This is a genomic window from Micromonospora sp. NPDC051227 (genome assembly GCF_044455385.1).
Classification (GTDB): Bacteria; Actinomycetota; Actinomycetes; order Mycobacteriales; family Micromonosporaceae; genus Micromonospora.
Genome location: NZ_JBITET010000004.1, coordinates 450,308 through 474,090 on the forward strand (window position 1 = coordinate 450,308; position 23,783 = coordinate 474,090).

A 23,783-nucleotide genomic window follows, 5' to 3' on the forward strand; every position below is an offset into this window, starting at 1 on the left:
TGTGGCTGGTGGTCAGTCCGCGGTCGCCTCGGCCGGCGTGTCCGTACCGGAACCGCCACCACGGCGGCGGCGTCGGCGGCGCGGCTTGGACGCCTCGCCGTCGGACGCGGTGGCCGGCTCGGAGGGGCCGGCGTCGGCGGAGATCACCGCGGTCGCCTCGGCCGCGACCACCTCGCCGGCCCGGCGGCGACGCCGGCGGCGGGGGGTACGGGCGCCTTCGTCGGCGGCGTCGGCCGCAGGTGCCTCGACGACGGCCGGCGTGTCGGCGTCGGAGCGGTCGCGGCGGCCATCGCCCCGGCCACGGCGCTCGCCGCGACCCTCACCGCGACCCTCGCTGCGGCTCTCGCCGCGTCGGGGGCCCCGACCACCACTGTCACCCCGGCGGGAGCGGGTCGTCCCACCCAGATCCTCTTCGATCTCGGCGGACAGCCCGGCGCGGGTGCGCTCGGCCGTGGGCAGCGTGCCGCTGACCTCGGTGGAGATGTGCAGATCGGTGTAGAGGTGCGGCGACGTGTGGTACGTCTCCGGCGGCTCCGGCATCTCCAGACCGAGGGTCTTGTCGATGATCCGCCAGCGCGGCATGTCGTCCCAGTCGACGAAGGTCACCGCGACACCCGTCGCGCCGGCCCGGCCGGTACGACCGATCCGGTGGGTGTAGGTGTCCTGGTCTTCTGGGCAGTCGTAGTTGATGACGTGGGTGACGCCGGTGACGTCCAGCCCACGGGCCGCCACGTCGGTGGCGACCAGGATGTCGATCTTGCCGGCCCGGAAGGCCCGCAGAGCCCGCTCGCGGGCGCCCTGGCCGAGGTCACCATGCACCGCGGCGACCGCGAACCCGCGGAAGTCGAGATCCTCGGCGACCCGGTCGGCGGCCCGCTTGGTCCGCGTGAAGATCATGGTCAGGCCACGCCCCTCCGCCTGGAGGATGCGCGCCACCACCTCGACCTTGTTCATCGAGTGGGTGCGGTAGACCAGCTGCTGGGTCTGCGGGGACGGGCCGGTCTCGGCGGTGTGCCCGGCGTGGATCGTCATCGGCTGGCGCAGGAAGCGCCGCGACAGGGTGACGATCGGGTCCGGCATGGTGGCCGAGAAGAGCATCGTCTGCCGGTCTTCCGGCAGCATCGCCAGGATCTTCTCGACGTCGTCGAGGAAGCCCAGGTCGAGCATCCGGTCGGCCTCGTCGAGGACGAGTGCGTGCACCCGGTCGAGCCGGAGGTGCTTCTGCTTCTGCAGGTCCATCAGTCGGCCAGGCGTGCCGACCAGGATCTCGACGCCCTTGCGGAGCGCGTCGATCTGCGGCTCGTAGGCCACGCCGCCGTAGATCGGCAGCACCCGGACGCCACGCGTCCGGCCGGCGGCGGCCAGGTCCTTGGCGACCTGGATGCCCAGCTCACGGGTGGGGACGACGACCAGCGCCTGGGGGACGCCGTCGCTGCCCTCGCCCGGGGCGAAGACGCGGTCGAGCAGCGGTACGCCGAAGCCGAGGGTCTTGCCGGTGCCGGTGGGCGCCTGACCGATCAGGTCGACGCCACGCAGCGCGATCGGGATCGCGTACTCCTGGATGGCGAAGGCGCGGGTGATGCCGGCCGAGGCCAGGGCCTCGACGGTCTCGGCGCGGGCGCCGAGTGCGGCGAACGTGGGGGCCTCCGGTCGAACCGGGGCGGTGGGGGCCAGTTCCTGGCCGTCCAACAAGTCTTGAGTCAGGTCGCTCATGTGGATGTGGGGGTGCCCTCTCGTGGGTGCGCCCGTCATGTCCTCAGGGCGCGTTCGGTATGACGCGGGCCACACGGTCGGCGGCAGATTGCCGAGCCGGACCGGGCCGCACGCGCGCTGCGGGCTGAGCTTCGATCAGATCGGCGCCCACGGCAACTGCTCCATGTTACCTGAACAGGCATGTCCCCGTCGCGATTCCCGGTCGGCCACTCGCCACGCGGGGCAAGTAAATGTGACCTACACCACAGTGATTGCCCGCCGCCCATCCCGTCGACCTTGATCGTGAAGTGCGGCTTGGGCGAAGTGCGCGGGCCGCGCGCCAGGGCCGGCACGCGATAGCCTGCCGCTCGTGTCCGCTTCCGGTTCCGCGTACGCCGACCTGCTGGGTCTGGTCGCCTTCGGTGAACTGCTCGCCTTCGAGCGGATGGCGGGCGATGCCCGGCTCGCTCCTGACCTGCGCCGCCGGGCCGCACTGAACGAGATGGCCGCGGCCGAGATCGCCAACTACCGGCGCCTCGCCGATCGGCTCACCGCGCTGGGTGTACCGCCGGAGGATGCGATGGCGCCCTATGTCGAGCCGTTGCAGGCGTACCACGATTCGACCGAGCCACGGGACTGGGCGGAAGTGGTCACCAAGGCGTACGTGGGCGACGCGATCACCGACGACTTCGTTCGCGAGATCGCCGATACGCTGGAGGAACCGGACCGGGTGCTGGTGCTGGACGTGCTGCACGACTCCCGGTACGCGGATTTCGCCGCGGCGGAGATCCGGGTGGCCGTCGCCGACGACCCCGGGTGGCTGGTCGACTCTCGATGTGGGCCCGCCGGCTGGTCGGTGAGGCGTTGTCCCAGGCCGGCCGCGTCGCCGCCGAGCGGGCCACCCTCACCGCGCTGATCGCACGCGACGGCCGGGTCGACGTGCCGGGGCTGTTCGGCAGGCTCACCACCGCGCACACGGCGCGGATGGCCGCCGCCGGGCTGAACAACTGACCACCCGGACGGGTCGGCCGGTGCCGGCCTGCGGCAGGTGGGCCGATTGCCGACCTGCCGCGATGGCCGGACCGGTCAGCGGACGGTGAACCCGACCGCCCGGGACGACGCCTCGGCGATCTCGACGTAGGCGACCTTCTCGACCGGAACGATGACCCGCCGGCCCTTCTCGTCGGTCAGGGAGAGCGTGCCGCCGTTGCCGGCGAAGGCGTCGGTCACGATCTGCTCGATCTCGGCCGGCGACTGCGCGCTGTCCACTACCAGCTCGCGTGGCGCGTACTGCACGCCGATCTTGACCTCCACTGTGCCTCCTCAACTGGGGCGAAAGAACCGCCCTGCGAAGGCTATCCGATCACGGGGCCGGCGGTCAGGCTGACTCACCTTGCAGCGGGAAGCTCGCGATGCCCCGCCACGACAGCGCGGCCACCAACGCCTCGGCCTCGGCCTTCGGCACCTGCCGGCCACCGGCCAGCCAGAACTGCGCGGCCGTCTCCGCCGCGCCGACCAGCCCGGAGGCGAGCAGCTCGGCGTGCGCCCGGCTCACCCCGGTGTCGGAGATGATGGTGTCGGTGATCGCCGCGATGCAGCCCTGCTCGACCCGCTCCACCCGCTGCCGCACGGCCGGGTCGTTGCGCAGATCCGACTCGAAGACGAGCCGGAACGCCTCGCTCTCGTGGTCGACGAAGTCGAAGTACGCCCGTACCGACGCGCTGACCCGCTCCTTGTTGTCGCTGGTACCGCGCATCGCGTCCTGCACCTGAGCGACGATGGCGTCACAGTGCGTGTCCAGCAGCGCCAGGTAGAGATCCATCTTTCCGGGAAAGTGTTGGTAGAGCACCGGTTTCGAGACCCCGGCCCGCTCGGCGATGTCGTCCATCGCGGCGGCGTGGTAGCCCTGCGCGACGAACACCTCCTGCGCCGCAGCGAGAAGCTGCTTACGGCGCGCGGAGCGGGGCAGGCGGGTGGGCCGGCCAGCGGTCTGTGCACCATTCCCCGCAGCGGTCATGGGATCCTCCGAGTTTCTCCGTACGAGCCGGCATTTTCCCCCCAGACCGGGCGAGGCCCGTGACCTCGGTCGTGGAAATGGCCCGCCGCTGTAACTTATCGCCACTCTCGGCACACGGTAGCCTCAGCGGGGGCGACCAAGGAGCGCGCGGTGAGTGAAACAGGGCAACCCGGAGCCGCCACCCCGGGAGAGCACGGTGACGGAGCGGGTCAGCACGACGACCCGAGCCGTTCCGTCAGTGGGTGGGCGCCTCCGGCGGGTGGGTGGCCCCGAGCCGCCGACCACGAGGACGCCCGGGATGAGGCGCCGCGCTTGCAGCCCGGCCCCGCGTCGGGTTGGCGGACCTCCTCGACACGACACGGCGATCTGCCATCGCCCCTGGTCGGGCGGTCAGGCGACCCCGAGTCGCCGGCCCGCACCAACGGCCACCACGTCAACGGCGCGCACCACCCGGACGACGTCAACGGCGTCCACCACCCCGGTCTCGAACCGCCCGCGGGACGCGCCACGCCGGTGAGCGCCCCGCCCGGGCTGCCCGCCGAGGGTCGCCCCGGAGCGGCCAGCGACCGGCTCGTGGTGCCCGCCCAACGTCCCGCACCGCCGACGGAGCAGGGTGCCGTCGAGCCCGACCCGGGCCCCGCCCCACACTCCACCGTCGATCCGGCTGCCGCGCACCGTGCCCGTTGGGCCGAGCCCGGGTTGCCCACGTCGGCCCCGCCGGCCGTCCAGGTGCCGCCCGTCGGCACCGCAGCGTCGGGTTTCGAGGTGCCGCCCGGTTTTCATGCGCCGACCGGCGAGCGGCTGGCCGCCGACGAGAGTCCGACCGCGCCACGCGACTGGCGGGACCCGCTCGCACCCGAGCCCGCCGCGACCTCGGGACGCACCCCGGGCCCGGCCGCCTCCGCCGACGAGGGCGAGCCCGGCCGCGCTGCCGAGAGTTCCCGGCCGGCAGAGACGCATCGTGCCGGAGAGACGCATCGCACCGGGGACGCGCACCGTCCCGGCGAAACTCACCGGGCCGGGGAGTCGTCGGCCATCGAGCCCGACTGGTCGGGGCCGAGCTGGAACCGTCCGAGCTGGGGTGGCGGGTGGGCCCCGCCCTGGTCCCGCCAGGACGACGAGCCGGCCGGCCCGACAGCACGGGACGAGCCGGCGCCGGACTGGGTCGGCGAACCCCACCAGCCGTACGAGCCGGTGCGCGCCGAGGTGCCCCGCCCGTACGAGCCGGTGCGTGTCGATCCACCCCGGGCGTACGAACCCGGCCGGGGCGAATCCGAGTCCACCGCGGAACGCCCCGCCGAACCGACCAGCGCACCGCCCGCTGACCGTCCGTCGTGGGCGGGTGGTGCGACGCCGACCAGTGGTCCGCCCGCTGACCGTCCGTCGTGGGCGGGTGGTGCGACGCCGACCAGTGGTCCACCGGCTGACCGTCCGTCCTGGGCGGGGTCCGGGGCGACCGGCGGACCCCGGGCCGACCGTCCGTCCTGGGCTGGCGGGGCCGATCCCGATCCCACCAGCGCGTCGCCCGCGCGGCCCTCCTGGGCTGGGGGGTCCGATCCGACGCCGACCAGCGTGCCGCCGGTGCGGCCGTCCTGGGCCGGCGGGTCCGAGGCGGCGACCAGCGTGCCGCCGGTTCGACCGTCCTGGGCCGGCGGGTCCGAACCGCCCGCGACCAGCGCGGCGTCGGCGCGGCCGTCCTGGGCCGCCGGTGCCGATCCGGCACCGGCCAGCTCTCCGTCGACGCGACCCTCCTGGGCCTCCAGCCCGGCATCGGCCGACCCGCCCGCACCGGCCGAGGCGATACCTCCGGCACCCGCCGGCCCGCCTCCGGCTCCGGCCGGGCCACCTCCCACGCTGACCGACACGCCACCGGCTCCGGCAGGCCCGTCGCTGGTCGCCGAGCGCTCGTCCTGGACCGGCGGTGCGCCGACGGCGAGCAGTTCCCGGGCCGAGCGGCCGGACTGGTCCGAGGGCCGGCTCCCGGCCACCCCGGTCGAGCGCCCCTCGTGGCCGGCCAGCCGGTCGGCCAGCGCCGGTGGGGGCGACGGAGGCGAGACACCCGGCCGCTCCCGGCCCGACGTCCGACCGACCGCACCGTTCCGGCTCCGGCCGGCGACACCCGTGCCCGGACCGTCACCCGTCGAGCCGCCCCCATCGGCCGCGCCGGTCAACGGCTTGCCGTCGACTGACGCCACCCCGTCCTCCACCGCGGCGGTCCCGCCCACCGCCACCAAGGGTTCCGGCCGCCGCGATCAGCCCGCACCGGCGTCCGCCTCCGCCTACGCGGCGCGCCGATCCGCACCCGACCCGACGTCGCCGGCCGACGATGGCCGGCCGTCGGCTGCGAGCGCGGTGGTGCTGCCGCAGCGCGTCCCCGCGGAACCGGACGTGCCCGTCGTGCCGGAGCCGCCAGCCGTGGAGCCACCCGCCGAAACCCCGGAACTCGCCCGCATCGCCACTCACCTGCGCCGGGACGACGAGCCGGCCCCCCTGCGCGAGCGCCCCGAGGGGTTCGATGTCAACGCCATCCTGGACGCCGTCCGGGAGGTGGCCGGTGTCCGCGACGCGGCTCTGCGCCGTACGCCAGCGGGAGCGCACAGTCTGCGACTGGACCTGGCCGACGGCGCCGACCCGGCCGAGGTGAGCCGGCAGGTGGCCCGGCTGCTCCAGGACCGGATGGGGTTGGCCGCGGCCCCGCAGAACGTGCCCGGCCTGCCCAGCACGCCGCCTCCACCGGTTCGCCGTCGCGCGGCTGAGCCCGCCGAGCGGCGTACCCCGGAGATTCGAAACGCGGCTTCGCGCGATTTCGGCGAGGTCCGGTCGGCCGAGTCGCCGACGGTCGCCCGCCCGTCCGGCGGTCGGGTCGAGTCCCCGCCGTCCGGCCCGGAGCAGCGGACCGGCACGGACCCGACGCGCCGCCGCCGTTCGAACGCTCCGCACCGGGGGCGCGCCACGGTGGAGGAACCCGGGTCGGTCTCGTCCGCGCCGACCGGCGCCGCGACCGGTAGCCCGGCGACGCTGGGCACGTCGTACTCCGGTGGTCAGGTGACCACGACGGAGTCGGCGCCGTCCCGGCCGCTGGAGACCGGCGGTACGCCGGGGCCCCGAGTGGTGATCGACCACGTGCAGGTCAGCACCTTCGGCTTGGACGCGAACGTGGAGGTCCGGCTGCTGGCCGGGGGCGACAGCGCCTCCGGGTACGCCACCGGGCCGGCCGTGGACGGCTACGTGTTGCGGCTCTGCGCGGTGGCGGCGGCGGCCGCGGTGGACGAGTTGCTGCGCGGGGCCGAGAACGCCGAGCGGGGGCGCTGTTTCGTCGAACACGCGGCAGTGGTGCCGTTCGGCAATTGCGAGGTGGCCACCGTGGTGGCGCTGCTGGTTTGTGAGGGCTGGGTCGAGCAGCTCGCCGGGTCGGCCCTGGTCGCGGGTGATCCGCGTCAGGCGGTGGTCCGGGCGACGCTGGCGGCGGTCAACCGTCGGCTGGAGGCGCTGCTGTCCTGAGTGGTTCGAGGCAGACTGGAGCGATGAGACGCGCCACCCTCTGGCCGGACCACCTGCTCCCCGACGACCGCGTTCCGCCGCCGTGGCCGGGCCGGGCAGTCCGCCTCGACGGCCGGGTCACGTACGTCCGGGACACCCCGGCCACCGCCGCTGGCGCGGAGCCGGCGCTGTACGTGCACGGGTTGGGCGGGTCGTCGCAGAACTGGACCGACCTGGCCGGGCTGCTCGCCGACCGGCTGGACGGTCAGGCCATCGACCTGCCCGGCTTCGGCCGGAGCGAGCCGGGCCCGAGCTACACGATTCCGGCCTTCGCGGATCTGGTCGTCCGCTGGATCGAGCATTCCGGTCGAGGGCCGGTGCACCTGTTCGGCAACTCGCTGGGTGGCGCGGTGGCGGTCCAGGTCGCCGGGCTCCGGCCGGATCTGGTACGCACCCTCACCCTGATCTCCCCGGCGCTGCCGTTCCTGGATTTCCGGCGCTCGTTGCAGGGGCGGATGCTGCCGGTGCTCGCCATTCCCCGAGGTGAGCGTCTGGTCGCCCGGCACCTCACTCAGCTTGCTCCCGAGGTGATGGCCCAGCAGGTGCTGGAGGCGTGCGTCGCCGACCTCAGCCGGATCTGCGATCAGCGCCGGGCCGAGGCGCTGGAGGAGATCCGGGTGCGGTACGAGGCCGAGCACTACGCCGCCGCGTACGTCCGGACGTTCCGTGGGCTGGTTTCCAGCTTCCTGCGGGCGTACCTGCCGGGGCCGGGGTCGCTGTGGCGCCTCGCCGAGGCGGTGCGCGCACCGACCCTGGTGGTGGGCGGTCTGCAGGACCGTCTGGTCGACGTGCGGGTCGCGCCGCAGACCGCCCGGGTCATTCCGGACAGCCGATTGATGATGCTCCAGGGCGTCGGCCATGTGGCGCAGTTGGAGGTTCCCCGGCTGGTTGCCCGCGCGGTGGTCGGCCTGCTCGCCGAAACGGAGGACGCCGCGGGGCGGTCTGATCTGGCAGGCTGACCTGGATGCCCAGCTCAGCCCGCCATCCTGCTCGCCGTCGGCGACGTTTCGCGCTGTTCGCCCAGCTGGTGGCGGTGGTGGTGGCCGTCGGCGCGGCGGTGACCGTGATCGCCGAGGGGCCGGGTGGGCATCCCGGCGCTGACAGGTTGGCCGCCGAGGAGATCGGCGCGCCGCCGCTGGTGGCCGGGCCGCTGCCGCCCGACCCCTCGCCCTCTGGCGCGGTTCCGTCCAGCCAGCCCCCGGTGTTGCGGGTGCCCGGCGCGGTTCCGAGCGCCGGCACGGGCGGGTTCGGCTATGACGCCCGTTCCGGCCCGGTGCTGGGTCGGGCGGGTGAGCTGCGGCGTTACCGGGTCGCGGTGGAGTCGGGCAGTGCCGAGGACGTCACCGGGTTCGCCCAGGCGGTTGAGGTGGCGCTCGCCGGGCCGGGCAGTTGGGTCGACAGCGGCAGGTTGCGGCTACAGCAGGTGCCGGGGGCTGCGCCTCGGGACTTCACCGTCTACCTGGCCACCGCCCGCACCGCGGGTCGGATGTGCGCGAAGGGTGGGGTGGACATCCGGATCGACGGTCGCCCGTACACGTCCTGTCGAGCGCCCGGCCAGGTGATCATCAACCTGGATCGGTGGCGGTTGTCAGTGCCGCACTTCGTCTCGGCCGGCGTGCCGTTGACGGTCTACCGGACGTACGTGGTCAACCACGAGGTGGGTCACCAGCTCGGGCATCGGCACGAGCGCTGCCCCGGTGCGGGCCGGCCGGCGCCGGTGATGATGCAGCAGACGCTCTTCCTCAACGGTTGCCGGGTCAACCCGTGGCCGTACCTGAACGGGCGTCGATACACCGGTCCCGCCCTGTGAGTTGCTCGGCCTGACCCGCCGCCATTGACCCCTCCATCGGGCGGCTTGCGGTAATAGCGATAAAAAACGGAGAAATGCCCGAATAATCTGGCACGCTTGATCCCATGACGCCGTCGTCCCCTTACGGCCCGCCCCGGCCGCCCGAGCCCCGCTCGGCGTTGCGGGGCGTGCGTCAGGCGTTCGTCCGGATGCACCGGCGTCGTCGTCGCAGCATTCTGTTCGGCCTGCTCGTGCTCGCGGCCGCCATCGGGGTGACGGTGAGCCGGGGCGGCGGGCCGTCGGTCGAGCCTCCGGCCACCACGCAGGGCGGCATGGGCCACGGAGGCGGGGCGGCCGCGCACCCGGCGCCCACCGGCTATCCGTCGGTCGGAGCGGGACGCTTCACGGCAGCCGACGGCGAGACGCCAGTGCACGGAACGGACGGGCCGCTGCACCGATACCGGGTCGTCGTCGAACGAGGCGCCGGCCAGGACGCCGACGTGTTCGCCGCAAGGGTGGACGAGGTGCTGGCCGACCCGCGCAGTTGGATCGCGTCCGATGAGCTGCGGGTGCAACGGGTGGCCGACGCCGGGGCCGCCGACTTCACCATCTACCTGGCCACCCCGGTCACGTCCGAGCGGATGTGCGCCGAGGGCGGGTTGACCACAGAGCGCTACACCTCCTGTCGCCTGCCCGGTCAGGTCATCATCAACCTGGCCCGCTGGATGGAGGCGGTCCCCGACTACGGCGCTTCGCTGGACACCTACCGCACCTATGTGGTCAACCACGAGGTGGGCCACGAGTTCGGCGAGGAGCACGAGGCGTGCCCCGGCCCGGGCGAGCCCGCCCCGGTGATGCAGCAGCAGACGTACGGCCTGGAAGGCTGCGTCGCCAACGCCTGGCCGTACCTCGACGGTCGTCGCTACGCGGGGGACATCGTCCCCTGATCTGCCGGCTCGTCGGTTATTCCCGCTCCCGCATACCGGACCACGTGTCGTCCCTCATGGCCGAGGGGGGATCCCGCGAGCAACAATGGCGCGGTTCACACCGCCGATCCCGGGGAGTCCACCGTGTCGTTGCCCCCGCTCGTCGAGCCCGCCGCCGAGCTGACCGTAGACGAGATCCGCCGCTACTCACGTCACTTGATCATCCCGGACGTCGGGGTGACCGGCCAGAAGCGGCTGAAGAACGCCCGGGTGCTCTGTGTCGGCGCCGGTGGCCTCGGGTCGCCCGCCCTGTTGTACCTCGCCGCGGCCGGGGTCGGCACGCTCGGCATCATCGACTTCGACACCGTCGACGAGTCGAACCTCCAGCGCCAGGTCATCCACGGCGTCTCCGACATCGGCCGGTCCAAGGCCGAGTCCGCCGCCGCGTCGATCCGCGAGATCAACCCCCTGGTCAACGTGGAGATCCACAACACCGCGCTGGACCGCGAGAACGTCCGCGAGATCTTCGCCCAGTACGACCTGATCGTCGACGGCACCGACAACTTCGCCACCCGCTACATGGTGAACGACGCGGCGGTGCTGCTGGGTAAGCCGTACGTCTGGGGCTCGATCTACCGCTTCGACGGCCAGGCGTCGGTGTTCTGGGCCGAGCACGGCCCCTGCTACCGCTGCCTGTACCCGGAGCCGCCGCCGCCCGGCATGGTCCCCTCCTGCGCCGAGGGTGGCGTGCTCGGGGTGCTCTGCGCGTCGATCGGTTCGATCCAGGTGAACGAGGCGATCAAACTGCTCACCGGCATCGGTGAGCCGCTGGTCGGTCGCCTGATGGTCTACGACGCCCTGGAGATGGAATACCGCAAGATCAAGGTCCGCAAGGACCCGAACTGCGCGCTCTGCGGCGACAACCCGACGGTCACCGACCTGTTGGAAGACTACGAGGACTTCTGCGGCGCGGTCTCCGAGGAGGCCCAGGAGGCGACGCTCGACTCGACCATCACCGCCCTGGAGCTCAAGGAGTGGCAGGACGCCGGCAAGGACATCTTCCTCGTCGACGTACGCGAGCCGGCCGAGTACGAGATCGTCCAGATCCCCGGCGCCACCCTGATCCCCAAGGGCGACATCATCTCCGGTGAGGCCCTCGCGAAGCTGCCGCAGGACCGGCAGATCGTGCTGCACTGCAAGTCCGGCGTCCGCTCGGCGGAGGCGCTCGCCGCGCTCAAGGCGGCCGGATTCAAGGATGCCGTGCACGTGCAGGGCGGCGTGCTCTCCTGGATCAAGCAGATCGACCCGTCGCTGCCCGCGTATTGACGATCGAGCCGGGGCGGCCGGGTAGCCGCCCCGGCAAATCGACGCAGGTGACGCCGAGCGGCCGTCCGGCTGGAGCGACGCAGCTATTCCGGGCTGGCCGATTCTCTGAGGCGGCATCGCGTCTGCGCAGGTAGCGTCTCCGCCGTGGTCGACTTGGAAGCCGCGATCGGGTTCGTCGTGGCGCATGGGGATGCGGTGGAACGCGCCCGACTCTCCTGGCTCCGCAACGGCACCGTCGTGCCCGCCGAGTTGCTGGAGACGGCCGAGGTCGGCCAGTCACCGGATGGCGGTTGGCCGGCCACCTGGGGCGGCGAGGTCGCCTCGATCGACGCCACCTGCTTCCGGCTCGTCGAGTTGGACGACCTGGGCGCGCTCGGTCGTCCCGCCGCCCGCCGCGCTCTGGACTGGCTGGCGTCCCGGCAGCAGGCCGACGGCGGTTGGGAAGAGGACGCGTCGCTGGCCGGCTCGGCACCGGAGTGGGCCCGTCCCGGCGACCCGGAGGCCGGGTTCCTCGTGTCGGCCAACGCCGGCTTCTGGCTCACCGTCGCTGGCCTGGACGCCCGGGCCTCGGGTCCGCTCGACCATCGGGTCGGCGGGGCGTACGCCGGGGTGGTGCAGGCGGCGGCCCACTCGCTCGCCGCGCGGCTGCGCCCGGACGGTAGCTGGCCGTCATACCTCGCCGCCGGCTGGCTGAGCGCGGCCGTGCTGCACCGGCAGGAGATGTTCCAGGAGTCGGCCCGGATCCAGGTGGTGCTCGCCGAGCGGATGCCGAAGATGTCCCCCGGGGACGTGGCGTGGCTGGCGGCCACGTTGCGCCGCGCCGGCGTCGACCCACAGGACTGGATCATGGTGCGGGCGCTGCGCCGGCTGACCGAGACCCAGCGCAGCGACGGCGGCTGGGAGAGCGACGACGGCCACCAGTTCGACGTGCACGCCACGCTGGCCGCGATCCGCGCCGCCCGCCCCACCACGCCCGGCTGAGCCGCCCCGCCCCCACCTCGGCGATCTTGCAGTTTCGGTTGCGGATTTGCGCGTAAATGCCCCTTGCGTCGGGGCAGTAAGTGCAAGATCGCGGGAGGGGGTAGGGCCTTAGCGCACGTGCCCGTCGCCGGTGACGACGTACTTGGTGCTGGTCAACTCGGGCAGGCCCATCGGACCGCGGGCGTGCAGCTTCTGGGTGGAGATGCCGATCTCCGCACCGAAGCCGAACTCGCCCCCGTCGGTGAACCGGGTCGAAGCGTTCACCATCACCGCCGCCGCGTCCACCCTCGCGACGAAGTCGCGGGCCGCGCTCGCCGAGTCGGTGATGATCGCCTCGGTGTGCCCGGTGCCGAAGCGGCGGATGTGCGCGACCGCCGCGTCCAGCGAGTCGACCACCGCCACCGAGATGTCGGCGGACAGGTACTCGGTGGCGTAGTCCTCCTCGGTCGCCGGGACCACGGCGGCGGAGTGGGCAGCCACCTCGGGTGAGCCGTGCACCGTCACCCCCGCCTCGGCGAACGCGGCCAGCACCGGCGGCAGGAACGCGTCGGCGATGCCCGCGTGCACCAGCAGCGACTCGGCGGTGTTGCAGGTGGACAGGCGTTGCGTCTTGGCGTTCAGCGTCACCGCGACGGCCTTCGCCAGGTCGGCGGCGGCGTCGACGTAGACGTGGCAGTTGCCCACCCCGGTCTCGATCACCGGCACTGTCGACTCCTCGACCACGGTGCGGATCAGCGACGCGCCACCGCGCGGAATGAGCACGTCGACGAGACCCCGGGCGCGCATCAGCTCCTTGACCGAGTCCCGGGAGCTGGCGTCGAGCAACTGCACCGCGTCGGCGGGCAGACCGGCCCCGGCGACCGCGTCGCGCAGCACCGCTACCAGCGCGGCGTTCGAGTGCGCGGCCGACGACGACCCTCGCAGGAGCGCCGCGTTGCCGGACTTGAGGCAAATCCCGGCGGCGTCCACTGTCACGTTGGGCCGCGCCTCGTAGATGATGCCGACCACCCCGAACGGCACCCGGATCTGGCGCAGCTCCAGGCCGTTGGGCAGGGTGGAGCCGCGGACCACCTCGCCGACCGGGTCGGGCAACGCGGCCATCTCACGCAGCGCGTCGGCGATGCCGGCCACCCGACCCGCGTCGAGCGCGAGCCGGTCCAGCACGGCCGCGCTCAACCCGGCTTCACGGCCGGCCGCCAGGTCCGTCTCGTTCGCGGTCAGGATCTCCGGGGTACGCGCCACCAGCGCGTCGGCCATCGCCACCAGCGCGGCGTCCTTTACCGTACGCGTGGCCACGGCCAACTCCGCGGCGGCGTCCCTCGCCAGTCGCGCCTGCTCGGTCACGCTCATGCCGGCACTCCGCTGCGCTGCGTGCCGCCCTGAGGCACCACCGCGCTGATTCGATGATTCGCTCGCTGACGCTCACTCATTGTCGACTCCTTAGAGCAGCACCAGGTCGTCGCGGTGGACGACCTCTCGTTCGTACGCCGGGCCGAGCGCCGCGGCGAGTTCGGACGTGGAGCGGCCGAGCAGCCCGGGTAGCTCCACCGCGTCGTAGTTGACCAGCCCTCGGGCGACCGGTGCGCCGGCGGTGTCCACCAGGTCCACCGGGTCGCCGGCCGTGAACGTGCCGTCCACTGCGGTGATGCCGGCCGGGAGCAGCGACTTGCGCCGCCCGACGACGGCGGCGACCGCGCCCGGGTCGAGGTGCAGCCGCCCCCGGGGTGAGGTGGCGTGTGCCAGCCAGAACAGCCGGGCCGTCGGGCGTCGCCGCTGCGGATGGAAGAGCGTGCCGACCGGGTCGCCGGCCAGCGCCGGCGTGGCCAGGTCGGCGGCGGTGAGCACCACCGGGATGCCGAAGCCGGTGGCGATCCGCGCGGCCTCGACCTTGGTCACCATGCCACCGGTGCCGACGCCGGACCGGCCGGCCCCGCCGATGGTGATGCCGGCGAGGTCCGCGTCGTCGCGCACCTCGGCGATCCGCGTCGAGCGCGGGTTGGTGGGGTCGCCGGTCCAGAGCGCGTCCACGTCGGAGAGGAGCACCAGCAGGTCGGCGTGCACCAGCGCGGCCACCAGGGCGGCCAGCCGATCGTTGTCGCCGAACCGGATCTCCTGGGTTGCCACCGTGTCGTTCTCGTTGACGATCGGCACCGCCCGCAGGTCGAGCAGCTTGCGCAGCGTCCGGTACGCGTTGCGGTAGTGCGCTCGCCGGGTCACGTCGTCGACGGTGAGCAGCACCTGCCCGACGGTGCGGCCGTGCCGGGCGAAGCTGGCCGCGTACCGGCCGATCAACAGCCCCTGCCCGACGCTGGCGGCGGCCTGCTGGGTGGCCAGGTCGCGCGGGCGTCGGGACAGCCCGAGCGGGGCGAGCCCGGCGGCGATGGCGCCGGAGGAGACCAGCACCACCTCGCGCCCTTCGCCGGTGAGTCGACCGAGGGTGTCGACCAGCGTGTCGACGCGCTCGTCGGCCAACCCGCCGGTGGCGGTGGTCAACGAGGAGGATCCGATCTTGACGACGACCCGCCGGGCCGTCGTGACTGCGTCGCGCACCCGACCATTCTGCGTGGTCACGGCCGCACCGCCCGGCGGCGTTCCCATATGGTGGCGGATTGTGACTCCAGACGAGTACGTCGAGGCGGTGCTCGACCTGGTCGAGCGGATCCCGGAGGGCCGGGTCATGTCGTACGGCGGGGTGGCCGACGCGCTGTCCGAACGCTCGGGGCGTGCCTCCGCCCGGTTGGTCGGCAACATCATGGCCCGGCACGGGGGCTCGGTGCCCTGGCATCGGGTGGTGACCGCGAGTGGTCGACTGCCGCCGGGGCACGAGCGGGAGGCGCGGGCCCGACTGCGGGCCGAGGGAGTGCCGTTGCGCGGCGAGGGAGTGGACATCGCGGCGGCGGGCTGGTCGCCGGACGAGGTTCGGTGACCATCGCCGAGCGGGTGCGGTCGGTGGCGCGGATCGCCGGCGGCGCGGTGCCCCCTCCGGGTCAGGGACGGGGCACCGCGAGGTGGATCAGAGCTTGAAGGGGAGATCGACGCTGTTGTCGTCCTTTTTCACATCGGGCCACTCGCGGTCCTGGGCATCGTGGTGGGCGACCCAGAATCCCCGGATGTGCGCGTCGGGCCCGGGCTCCCCCGGCACCAGTTGGACGAACGTGTAGCGCCGCGACTCACCGGCCGGCACTCCGGGTAGCAGGCACGACCGGTTGGCCGTCTCGGCCGCGTGCTTCGGGTCGCACTTCGACCAGTCCCCGCCCGCCGCCTCGAAGTCGAAGCCACGGACAGAGATTTGGGGCGCGTCGAGCGGCCCGGCGTTGGTGACGGTGAGGACGGTGGTGAGTTTGCGCCGGCTGTCGGCACCGGGGACCTCGACCAGCTCGTGGGTCATGCGCAACCTCAGGTCGGTGAGTCGGGGGTCCTTGCCGAATGCCGTGGGGCCGTCGGTCTGACCGAATCGCTCCCCGTCCCACTGGTACGTCCGCACCTGCTCTCGGCGCAGGTAGACCGGTGTGCCGCAGCATGGCACGATGTCGGCCACGCGCACCTCGACCGACCCGTTCCGGTGGACTTCCACAGCGCGAATGTCGTCGAAGCCGTCGCCGGTCCGGACCACCCTGCCGACCGTCACGATTCGACCGTCCGGGTCCCGGTCGAAGGCCACCACCTGCTTCGCCGACGCCTCGCCGTACCGGCAGGCGACGACGGCGATGGTCTCGACGGCACCGTCGTCGTCCAGGTCGCCGTACCTGAACGGGTCGTCCGCCAACATCGACACGAAGGTGTCCGTCGTGTTGGTCTTGAGCCGAACCTTCGAGGTGGTGCAGCCGCCCTCCGCCATCCCCGACGGCCAACTCGGCAGGTCGACCCGGGTGGCGAGCAGTTGGCCCCGACTGATCCGCCCGTCCGGGGCGTTCGGGGTGCTCGTGGTCGCCGACGGCGACGCGTTCGGTGTGGGCGTCGGCGGTGCCGAGGTCGACGGGGCGGTGGGTTGGGCGGACTCCGCCGGCACCGGCCTGTTCTGGTCACCGCGCAGTGCGGCGTTGGCGACGACGGGGGCCACCACCAGAACGACCGCCGCGGCGGCCACGGCCACCGCCGTCATCCGCCGGCGTCGGCGCAGGAGGTGCCGGGCCTGGTCGGGCCCGGGGCCGGCGGCCTGGCTGACCACATCATTGCGGTACGCGGTGAACCGCTCGCGCAGTCGCGGGTCGAGGTCAGACATCGCACACCCCCTCGGTGTTCTCGTCGAGCAGCCCGGCCAGGGCCGTCCGGCCACGGTGCAACCAGGACTTCACGGTGCCCTCGGCCACCCCTTCCTGAGCGGCGATCTGACTGACGGAGAGGTCGGCCAGGTAGTGCAGGACGACCGCTCGGCGATGGTTGGCGGGTAACTGCGCCAACGCCGCGTCGATCGCCACCCGGTCGGGGGTCGGACCGGCCACCTCCGCCTCGGTGCGTCGTTGCCGCAGCAGATGGTTGCGGGCGGTACGCAAGCGTCGCCAGCGACTCCGGGCCAGGTTCCAGGCGACCTGCCGGACCCAGGCCACCGGGTCGTCGTACCGGACCAGGCGGTCCCAGCGGGCCAACGCTCGGTAGAACGCCTCCTGGGCCAGGTCCTGCGCATGCCCCAGATCCCCGGTGTACGCACACAGTTGGGCGGTCACGCTGCTGAAATGCGCGTAGTAGAAGTCGTCGAAGGTGATCGTCGCCGCGACCACCCCACCGGCCGGCCGTGCCGCCGGTGGCTCATTGGCGCGGGCTCCCATCGTTGCTGTCACTGCCCCTCCCCGTTACCGCCAGGCTGGTCAGCCCTGGGCACCGGTAACACTCCGACACGGTGACGGCGGTTGCGGGTCTGCACTGCCGTCAACCTGACTGTTCGGCTGTGCCTACCAGGGCCGGCAGGTTGGTCAGCCCTCCAAATAACGTGAGTAACATTCGGGCCCATGAAAACGCCGCCGGGCGCCGGCACGTCAGCCACCGGCTCGCTGCCCCGGTCGGTGCACGCCGGCTACGCGCTCGGTTCACTGGCGACCGGAGCGTTCGGCACCGTGCCCGGTCTGCTGCTGCTGCCGTACCTGACCGACACCCTGGGCGTGGCCGCCGGGCTGGCCGCCCTGCTGGTGTTGCTGCCGAAAGCCTGGGACGTGCTGGTCAACCCGGTCGCCGGGCGGATCTCCGACCGCACCCGGTCACGGTGGGGGGCTCGCCGGCCGTACCTGCTCGTCGCCGGCCTCGCGCTCGCCGTCCTGTTCGCGTCGATCTTCGCCGCGCCCTTCGGTAACGGTCCGGCCGCCGTGGCGTACGTGGCGTTCGCGTTCCTCGCCACCGCCACCGCGTTCGCCTTCTTCCAGGTGCCGTACGTGGCGATGCCGGCGGAGCTGACCGGTGACTACGCCGAGCGCACCCGGTTGATGACCTGGCGGATCGCGGTGCTGGCGCTGGCCATCCTGGTCTCCGGTGCGGTCGCGCCGCTGGTGGTGGGCGCCGGTGGTGACGGCGTGGCCGGGCACCGCTGGATGGGCCTGTTCGTGGCGGTGCTGATCGCCCTCGGCGCCCTCGGCGCGTTCCTGGGCACCCGGTCCGCGCCGACCGGCACGGTGGGCGAGAGCGAGCCGAGCCTGCGCGCCCAGCTCGCCGTGGCCGGTGCCAACCGCCCGTTCCGGGCACTGCTGATCTGCTTCGTGGTGCAGTCCGCCGGAGTGGCGACGATCCTGGCCGGGGTCAACTACTTCGCCGGGCAGATCCTGCGCGACGAGGAGAGCGGGCCGACAGTGCTCTTCGTCTGCTTCGTCGGGCCGGCGCTGCTGGTGATGCCGATCTGGAGCCGGATCGGTGCCCGACTGGGCAAGCGCACCGCGCTGGTCGTCGCCTCGCTGATCCTCGCCGTCGGCGCGTTCGCCCTGGTCGCCGCCCCGGTGCTGCCGGCGGTGGCCGTCTATCTCGTGGTCGCGCTGATCGGCGTGGGGTACGCCGGGCAGCAGGTCTTCGCGCTGGCGATGTTGCCGGACTGCATAGCGCACGAGACGGCGCGCACCGGTCGACGGCAGGCGGGCGTCTTCACCGGGCTGTGGACCGCCGGGGAGACCTTCGGCCTGGCTCTCGGCCCGGGCATCTACGGACTCGTGCTCCAGCTCTCCGGCTACGTGTCCTCCGACACCGGCTCGGCGGCGGCCCAGTCCGACACGGCGAGGCTGGGTGTCCTCCTCGGCTTCACGCTGATCCCGGCCCTGCTGATCGCCCCTCCGATCCTTCTGCTCCGCCAGTACACCCTCACCGCCCACAGCGACCTGGCGGATCGTGGGGTTGTGGTGGGGGACGAAAGTCGTTGACCGTCACGAGAAGGGCACCGTTACTCCATGATCGACGAGAACAGGGTTGAGGCCGGGGCGCTTTCCGCTACCGGGGTTGCGGCGGAACGGGTTCTGGAAGAGGTGCGGGAGTTGCGGACGAGTGACGCGCCCACCCACGGTGGACGGCTGTTCGCGTACGTCTACGACCCGGCGGTGCCTGGCCTGGACGAGCTGGCCGCCGCCGCCCACCGGGAGAGCGCGCACGTCAACGGGTTGGACCCGACCGCGTTCCCGTCCCTGCTGGCCATGGAGAACGCGCTCGTCGGCGCCGCCGGCCGGGTGCTGGGCGCCGGCCCGGGCACCATCGCCCCGGACGTCGTCGGCAGCGTCACCAGTGGCGGCACCGAGTCGCTGATCCTCGCCGTCAAGACAGCCCGGGACGCGCACCCGGAGATCGCCGCACCCCGGATCGTGGTGCCGTCGAGCGCGCACGCCGCGTTCGCCAAGGCGGCGCACTACCTGCGGGTGGCGCTGGACGTCGTGCCCGTCTCCCCGGAGACGCTGCGTCCCGACCCGGCCGCGATGGCCGCCGCGATCCGCCCGGAGACGGTGCTGGTCGCCTGCTCCGCGCCGTCGTACGCGCACGGGGTGGTGGACCCGGTCGCGGAGATCGCGGGCGCCGCGGCCGAGGCCGGGGTGCGCTGCCACGTGGACGCCTGCTTCGGCGGCTGGACCCTGCCGTACCTGCGCCGGCTCGGGGAGCCGGTGCCGCCGTTCGACTTCGCGGTGCCCGGGGTCACCTCCATCTCGGTCGACCTGCACAAGTACGCGTACGCGCCGAAGGGGGTGTCCGTGCTGCTGCACCGCGACGCCACGCTGCGCGCCCCGCAGTACTTCGCGTACGCCGACTGGCCCGGCTACACCATGATCAACCCGGTGATCGCGTCCACCCGCTCGGGCGGCCCGATCGCCGCCGCGTACGCCACGTTGCGGCACCTCGGCGACGAGGGCTACCTGCGGCTGACCGCCACCACCCGGGACGCGGTAACCGGGCTGGCCGACGCGGTCCGCGCCGTCGACGGGCTGCGGCTGATGGCCGAGCCGGAGTCGACAGTCGTCTGCTTCACCGCCACCGAGGGTGGCCCCGACCTGTTCGTCCTGGTCGACGAGCTGACCGCGCGGGGCTGGCACACCCAACCCCAACTGTCGTACGACGGCCTGCCCGCCAGCGTGCACCTCACGGTGACCGCCGCGGTCGCGCCCCGGGTCGCCGAGTTCGGACCGGACCTGACCGACGCGGTGGCCGCAGCCCAGGCGGTCGGTCCGGTCGCCCTTCCGCCTGAACTGACGGCGCTGGCGACGTCGTTGACCCCGGACGCGCTGACCCCGGAGCTGGTCGCCGGCCTGGCCGCCGGGCTGGGCATGGGCGGCGAGCCCGATGGTGCGCCGCTGCCGGAGCGGATGGCGGTGGTGAACACGCTGCTCGACGCCGCGCCGCCGGCCCTGCGGGAGCGGCTGCTGGTCGAGTTCGTCGGGCTGCTGCAACGTCCCACCTGGTGACCGGAGCGCCGGCCGCGACGTACGCCCCCGTGGCGTACGTAGCGGCCGGCGACCGGATGCTCAGCGGTACGTCATCCGCACCTGGTTGTCGGCGTCGTTGACGTCCAACAGGAAGTCGAATCCGGCGTCCATCGCCCAGACCCGCACGTCGGCCTTTCCGGTGCCCAGCGCGACCCCCTCGGCCACCCGGAAGTTGAGGTCCAGCCGCACCTCCGCCCCCGCTGCCAGCCGACCGAGGGTGCAGGTCACCGGCTCGCTGGAGTGTTGGGGCTCGCCCCCGCACGGGGCCCATCCGTCGACGTCCGGCCGCACCGCAGCGGGTACGCCCAGCCGCAGGTCCACGTGGGCGACCGGCTTGGTGCCCCGGTTACGAACCCGCACGGTGGCCGTACCGGTTCGGGAGCCGTCGTCCGCCGTGGTCAGCACGAGGTCGGTGGCGGTGACCGAGACGTCCGCCGAGTGCGGATTCTGGCCGAAGGCCGTCGGCCCGGAGACCTGGGCGAAGCCGTCGCCGTTCCAGCGGTAGCCCCGCCACTGCCGCTGTGACCACTCGGCGGGCCAACCGCCTCCGGGAGCGATGTCACCGACCTGCACGCGGACCGTGCCGTCGCCCACGACATCCAGCGCGAACAGCCACTGCGGCTTGTCGATGGTGGTCGTGACCACCCGGCCGACCGTCGTCACCTTTCCTTCCTTGTCGCGGTCGAAGGCGACCACCTGCATCGGCCCGCGGGTGCCGAGCACGCACTGCACGAGCGCCACCGTCTCCACCGCGCCGTCGCCGTCGAGGTCGCCGTGGTCGAGCGCCAAGAGCCAGTTCGCGCCCTCCCGGGCATCGGCGGTGAGCCGCGTCTGCGACGTGGGGCAGTCTGGTCCGGCCCGCCATGCCGGCAGGGTCACCGGCACCCCCAGCAGTTGGGCCCGGCTGAACCGGCCGTCCGGCACGGTTGTGGTCGGGCTGGCACTGGTCCCGGCCGGGCTGGGGGTCGGGCTCGTCGGCATCGGCGTCGGCGTCGGTGACACCGAGATGCTCGGCGTCGGGTCGACCGGACCGGGCCGGTGGTCCGGGCCGCTCAACGCCGCGTATCCGACGGCCGACCCGCCGAACAGGGCGAGCGCCGTCGTGGCGCTGGCAGCCAGCCGGCGTCGGCCGCGGCCTCGTACGGTCCGTCGAACGGCGGCGGGTCCCGGCGCCTCGACCTCCGCCAGCGCGGTACGGCGGTAACGGGCGAACTCTTCGGCGAGGTCAAGGGTCTCCTGCTCAGACATCCCGCACCTCCTCATTGGTGTCGCGTAGGTGGGTGGCGAGTGCCGTGCGGCCCCGGTGCAGCCAGGACTTGACCGTCCCTTCGGCGACCTGTTCCTGAGCGGCGATCTCCGCGACCGTCAGGTCGGCGAGGTAGTGCAGTACGACGGCCCGCCGCTGCTTCGGCGGCAACTTCGCCAACGCGGCGTCGACGGCGACCCGGTCCGGGCTCGGCTCGGCAACGTGTGTCTCCCGCTGCCGCAGCAGCCACAGCTGGGCGGTCCGCAGCCGCCGCCAGCGGTTGTGGCCGAGGTTCCAGGCGACCCGACGGACCCAGGCCAGGGGGTCCTGGTATCCGGCGAGCCGGTCCCAGCGGGCGTACGCCCGACAGAACGCCTCCTGAACCAGCTCCTGCGCCTGCCCGCGGTCGCCCGTGTACGCGGTCAACTGCACCACCAGGCCGCGGAAGTGGGCGTGGTAGAAGTCGTCGAAGACCAGCTCTGTCGGCGCGGAGGTTGCGGTTCCCGGTGGGTCCGGTGGGCGTCCACCCACCCGCACATCTCGTGTCACAAGCACTCGTCCTCCCCGTGGCGACTGCGGGCGGTGTGTTCGCCAGCACCGGTCACACAAGCGAGCGTGCCTGCAGGTTGCGCGTCAATCGCTGCCGATGCTTGTCGGCTCCGGGACAGTTGACGGGCCGCTCGCGCCGATCACCGCCGGACCGCACAGACGCCGTCTGTGATTCACTGTCGGTGAGGAGAGGGGGGCGGTCGTGCAGGTGCCGGCAGTGCTCGGTGAGCCGATCCGGTTCGTGCTGAACTGGGGGCGCCGCTACTCGCTCTGGGTGTTCAACTTCGGTCTGGCCTGCTGTGCCATCGAGTTCATCGCCACCAGCATGGGTCGGCACGATTTCATCCGACTCGGCGTGATCCCGTTCGCCCACGGCCCCCGCCAGGCCGACCTGATGGTGGTCTCCGGCACGGTGACCGACAAGATGGCCCCGGCGATCAAGCGGCTCTACGACCAGATGCCCGAGCCGAAGTACGTCATCTCGTTCGGCGCCTGCTCCAACTGCGGCGGCCCCTACTGGGATTCGTACTCGGTGACCAAGGGTGTCGACCAGCTCATCCCGGTCGACGTGTACGTGCCCGGCTGCCCGCCCCGGCCGGAGGCGCTGCTGCACGGCATCCTGCGCCTGCAAGAGAAGATCGCCGCCGAGCAGTCCGGCATCGGGGGCGTGCCCCAACGGGACCTGCTGGCCGCGCCGCTGGACGCCCCGCCCCGCGAGGCCGCCGCGCCACGCTCGGTCGACTCGCTCACCGCCCCACCGGTACGCCCACCCACCGCCAGCTGAGGGCGGTGGGCCGCCACCCGGAGTTGATCCGGGCAGCGGCCGTCCGCTGATTGGTCAGCTGGTCGGCAAGGCCAGGCTGAACGTGACCGTGTTGTCGCTCGGGTCGACGTCGGGAACCGTCTCCATCCAGTAGTGGGTGGCCAGTTCGACGGTGATCGGGGTCGACTCGCCCGCCGGGTCGGTCGGCCGGCTGATGAACAGCGCCACGTCGCGCTCCTCACCCTGCATCAGCAGCCCGCCCGGCACGAAAGCCTGCGGGCCGTACACCGGGCCGTCGTGAGGATCGGTGAACAGGATCATCGACCCGGCGGGCAGCTGCGTGGCGGTCAGCGAGTGGCCGAGCTGCCGGGCGTCACCCTCGTACCGGACCCGGAGCGGCACCCGCCGGGTGTTCTCGGGGCCGTCGGTCACCGGCCCGATCACCTCGACGGACGCGTTCGCCTGGGTGTCCTGCACGTACGTCTGCGGGCGGGCCAGCTTGCCGTCCAGGGAGCGGAACTGCGCGCTGAACGGCACGGTGCCCAGCGATCCGGTTTCGTACGAGTAGGCGGTGACCAGGCCGCCCGCTGCGATCATCGGGTAGCTGCGGGGGGTGGTCAGCACCTGGAATTCGACTGTTGCCCTGCGGGACTCACCCGGGGCCAGGTCGTTGCCACGCGGCAGGGCGCAGGTGCGGACCAACAGCCCTTCTTCCACGCCGTCCGACTCGCAGCGTGACTCCACACCCCCGGAGAAGGAGCCCGCGACCGCCTCACGGATCCGGAAGTAGAAGCCCTGCGTGCTGTCGCTGTTGTTGGTGATGGTCACCCGAAGGCTGCCCCGGTAGCCGCGTTCGGTCGGCTCGAGCACCAGCCGGCTCAGCGAGAAGGTGGGGGCGTCGGCCGAGGCCGACGGTGCGGCAGCGGCCGGTCCGGCCCCGCCGATCGTCGCGGTCAGGCTGAGCAGTACGGCGGTGAGCAGGGTCCCCGTTTTTCGGTACATGTATCTGGTCCTCCATGGTCGACGCCCGGCGAGGGACCTGCCGCCGTTCGTGGCGACGCCTCGATCGACGGACGTAAC

23 protein-coding genes and 1 pseudogene are annotated in these 23,783 nt (G+C 72.8%); 12 read left to right on the plus strand and 12 right to left on the minus strand.

What is annotated here, in order from left to right:
* Positions 1 to 12: 12 nt before the first annotated feature.
* The gene (locus tag ACIA47_RS13575) at positions 13 to 1,713 is read right to left on the minus strand and encodes a DEAD/DEAH box helicase (RefSeq protein WP_396707899.1); all 1,701 of its coding nucleotides are present in this window, start codon (positions 1,711 to 1,713) and stop codon (positions 13 to 15) included.
* A 424-nt stretch (positions 1,714 to 2,137) separates the two neighbouring features.
* Here ACIA47_RS13575 and ACIA47_RS13580 point away from each other — a divergent pair.
* Together ACIA47_RS13580 and ACIA47_RS13585 are read left to right on the plus strand one after the other, a co-directional pair.
* Positions 2,138 to 2,556 (plus strand): annotated as a pseudogene (locus ACIA47_RS13580) (ferritin-like fold-containing protein); the annotation flags it as partial.
* A complete protein-coding gene (locus ACIA47_RS13585; protein WP_396708249.1) occupies positions 2,557 to 2,703 on the plus strand; it encodes a hypothetical protein in 147 nt (48 codons plus the stop codon).
* 75 nt (positions 2,704 to 2,778) lie between these two features.
* On the opposite strand, the gene ACIA47_RS13590 is transcribed toward ACIA47_RS13585, so the two are convergent.
* The 4 genes from ACIA47_RS13590 to ACIA47_RS13605 all read right to left on the minus strand — a co-directional run bounded on the left by ACIA47_RS13590 (position 2,779) and on the right by ACIA47_RS13605 (position 4,992).
* A complete protein-coding gene (locus tag ACIA47_RS13590; protein ID WP_088950288.1) occupies positions 2,779 to 3,006 on the minus strand; it encodes a DUF3107 domain-containing protein in 228 nt (75 codons plus the stop codon).
* Positions 3,007 to 3,070: 64 nt separating this feature from the next.
* A complete protein-coding gene (locus ACIA47_RS13595; protein ID WP_030489514.1) occupies positions 3,071 to 3,709 on the minus strand; it encodes a TetR/AcrR family transcriptional regulator in 639 nt (212 codons plus the stop codon).
* Between the two features lie 390 nt (positions 3,710 to 4,099).
* Positions 4,100 to 4,492 (minus strand): hypothetical protein, encoded by a 393-nt coding sequence (locus ACIA47_RS13600; protein WP_396707901.1) that lies wholly within the window; start codon positions 4,490 to 4,492, stop codon positions 4,100 to 4,102.
* A gap of 227 nt (positions 4,493 to 4,719) precedes the next feature.
* Complete coding sequence (locus ACIA47_RS13605; RefSeq protein WP_396707903.1) at positions 4,720 to 4,992, minus strand: hypothetical protein; 273 nt, start codon at positions 4,990 to 4,992, stop codon at positions 4,720 to 4,722.
* A gap of 517 nt (positions 4,993 to 5,509) precedes the next feature.
* On the opposite strand from ACIA47_RS13605, the gene ACIA47_RS13610 reads away from it, so the two are divergent.
* The 6 genes from ACIA47_RS13610 (at position 5,510) to ACIA47_RS13635 (ending at position 12,271) form a co-directional block, all read left to right on the plus strand.
* Positions 5,510 to 7,210: a hypothetical protein gene (locus ACIA47_RS13610; RefSeq protein WP_396708239.1), complete on the plus strand. Its 1,701-nt coding sequence runs from the start codon at positions 5,510 to 5,512 to the stop codon at positions 7,208 to 7,210.
* Positions 7,211 to 7,233: 23 nt separating this feature from the next.
* Positions 7,234 to 8,208: an alpha/beta fold hydrolase gene (locus ACIA47_RS13615; RefSeq protein ID WP_396707905.1), complete on the plus strand. Its 975-nt coding sequence runs from the start codon at positions 7,234 to 7,236 to the stop codon at positions 8,206 to 8,208.
* 5 nt (positions 8,209 to 8,213) lie between these two features.
* On the plus strand, positions 8,214 to 9,059 hold the full coding sequence (locus tag ACIA47_RS13620) for a DUF3152 domain-containing protein (protein ID WP_396707907.1): 846 nt from the start codon (positions 8,214 to 8,216) through the stop codon (positions 9,057 to 9,059).
* 104 nt (positions 9,060 to 9,163) lie between these two features.
* Positions 9,164 to 9,985 carry a DUF3152 domain-containing protein gene (locus ACIA47_RS13625; RefSeq protein WP_396707909.1) on the plus strand — a complete coding sequence of 274 codons (822 nt, stop codon included), beginning with the start codon at positions 9,164 to 9,166 and terminating at the stop codon, positions 9,983 to 9,985.
* A gap of 123 nt (positions 9,986 to 10,108) precedes the next feature.
* Complete coding sequence (moeZ, locus tag ACIA47_RS13630) at positions 10,109 to 11,290, plus strand: adenylyltransferase/sulfurtransferase MoeZ (RefSeq protein WP_112584748.1); 1,182 nt, start codon at positions 10,109 to 10,111, stop codon at positions 11,288 to 11,290.
* Between the two features lie 93 nt (positions 11,291 to 11,383).
* A complete protein-coding gene (locus ACIA47_RS13635) occupies positions 11,384 to 12,271 on the plus strand; it encodes a prenyltransferase/squalene oxidase repeat-containing protein (protein WP_396708241.1) in 888 nt (295 codons plus the stop codon).
* Positions 12,272 to 12,379: 108 nt separating this feature from the next.
* Here ACIA47_RS13635 and ACIA47_RS13640 read toward each other — a convergent pair whose 3' ends face one another.
* Together ACIA47_RS13640 and proB are read right to left on the minus strand one after the other, a co-directional pair.
* Positions 12,380 to 13,621 carry a glutamate-5-semialdehyde dehydrogenase gene (locus tag ACIA47_RS13640; protein WP_396707911.1) on the minus strand — a complete coding sequence of 414 codons (1,242 nt, stop codon included), beginning with the start codon at positions 13,619 to 13,621 and terminating at the stop codon, positions 12,380 to 12,382.
* 90 nt (positions 13,622 to 13,711) lie between these two features.
* Positions 13,712 to 14,869: a glutamate 5-kinase gene (gene proB / locus ACIA47_RS13645; protein ID WP_396707913.1), complete on the minus strand. Its 1,158-nt coding sequence runs from the start codon at positions 14,867 to 14,869 to the stop codon at positions 13,712 to 13,714.
* A gap of 13 nt (positions 14,870 to 14,882) precedes the next feature.
* On the opposite strand from proB, the gene ACIA47_RS13650 reads away from it, so the two are divergent.
* On the plus strand, positions 14,883 to 15,197 hold the full coding sequence (locus ACIA47_RS13650; RefSeq protein ID WP_112699104.1) for an MGMT family protein: 315 nt from the start codon (positions 14,883 to 14,885) through the stop codon (positions 15,195 to 15,197).
* Positions 15,198 to 15,284: 87 nt separating this feature from the next.
* Here ACIA47_RS13650 and ACIA47_RS13655 read toward each other — a convergent pair whose 3' ends face one another.
* Positions 15,285 to 16,493: a hypothetical protein gene (locus tag ACIA47_RS13655; RefSeq protein ID WP_396707916.1), complete on the minus strand. Its 1,209-nt coding sequence runs from the start codon at positions 16,491 to 16,493 to the stop codon at positions 15,285 to 15,287.
* Positions 16,486 to 17,049 (minus strand): SigE family RNA polymerase sigma factor, encoded by a 564-nt coding sequence (locus ACIA47_RS13660; protein ID WP_396707918.1) that lies wholly within the window; start codon positions 17,047 to 17,049, stop codon positions 16,486 to 16,488. Before ACIA47_RS13660 ends, ACIA47_RS13655 begins: the two co-directional genes overlap by 8 nt.
* Before the next feature lie 168 nt (positions 17,050 to 17,217).
* Here ACIA47_RS13660 and ACIA47_RS13665 point away from each other — a divergent pair, with 168 nt between their 5' ends.
* The gene (locus tag ACIA47_RS13665; RefSeq protein ID WP_203125126.1) at positions 17,218 to 18,603 is read left to right on the plus strand and encodes an MFS transporter; all 1,386 of its coding nucleotides are present in this window, start codon (positions 17,218 to 17,220) and stop codon (positions 18,601 to 18,603) included.
* A 27-nt stretch (positions 18,604 to 18,630) separates the two neighbouring features.
* On the plus strand, positions 18,631 to 20,124 hold the full coding sequence (locus tag ACIA47_RS13670) for a pyridoxal phosphate-dependent decarboxylase family protein (protein WP_396707920.1): 1,494 nt from the start codon (positions 18,631 to 18,633) through the stop codon (positions 20,122 to 20,124).
* A gap of 60 nt (positions 20,125 to 20,184) precedes the next feature.
* Here the strand turns inward: ACIA47_RS13670 and ACIA47_RS13675 are convergent, their stop codons facing one another.
* Entirely contained in the window at positions 20,185 to 21,393 is a 1,209-nt protein-coding gene (locus ACIA47_RS13675; protein WP_396707922.1) for a hypothetical protein, read from the minus strand.
* Positions 21,386 to 21,946 carry a SigE family RNA polymerase sigma factor gene (locus ACIA47_RS13680; protein WP_203125134.1) on the minus strand — a complete coding sequence of 187 codons (561 nt, stop codon included), beginning with the start codon at positions 21,944 to 21,946 and terminating at the stop codon, positions 21,386 to 21,388. The genes ACIA47_RS13675 and ACIA47_RS13680 overlap by 8 nt, the downstream gene beginning before the upstream one ends.
* 196 nt (positions 21,947 to 22,142) lie before the next feature.
* On the opposite strand from ACIA47_RS13680, the gene ACIA47_RS13685 reads away from it, so the two are divergent.
* Entirely contained in the window at positions 22,143 to 22,724 is a 582-nt protein-coding gene (locus ACIA47_RS13685) for an NADH-quinone oxidoreductase subunit B (RefSeq protein WP_396707924.1), read from the plus strand.
* 54 nt (positions 22,725 to 22,778) lie between these two features.
* Here ACIA47_RS13685 and ACIA47_RS13690 read toward each other — a convergent pair whose 3' ends face one another.
* Positions 22,779 to 23,705 carry a hypothetical protein gene (locus ACIA47_RS13690; RefSeq protein WP_396707926.1) on the minus strand — a complete coding sequence of 309 codons (927 nt, stop codon included), beginning with the start codon at positions 23,703 to 23,705 and terminating at the stop codon, positions 22,779 to 22,781.
* Positions 23,706 to 23,783: the final 78 nt, after the last annotated feature.